Below are 238 nucleotides of genomic sequence, written 5' to 3'. Positions count from 1 at the left end.
GCAAGGAAACTTACAACAAAGAGTCCCTCCCGACTGTTTACCAAAAACACAGCACTCTGCTAACACGTAAGTGGATGTATAGGGTGTGACGCCTGCCCGGTGCTCGAAGGCTAATTGATGGGGTCAGCAGCAATGCGAAGCTCTTGATCGAAGCCCGAGTAAACGGCGGCCGTAACTATAACGGTCCTAAGGTAGCGAAATTCCTTGTCGGTTAAATACCGACCTGCATGAATGGCGT

The 238-nt window shown here is 50.4% G+C and carries 1 rRNA gene; it reads left to right on the top strand.

Going from position 1 to position 238, the window contains the following annotated elements:
• Positions 1–238 (top strand): 23S ribosomal RNA (locus tag KJQ99_RS11505); the annotation flags it as partial.

The sequence above is a fragment of the Campylobacter sp. 2018MI13 genome (genome assembly GCF_018501135.1).
GTDB lineage: Bacteria > Campylobacterota > Campylobacteria > Campylobacterales > Campylobacteraceae > Campylobacter_E.
The sequence above is the reverse complement of the archived record's forward strand: the minus strand, read 5'-3'. Positions and strand labels throughout refer to the sequence as shown.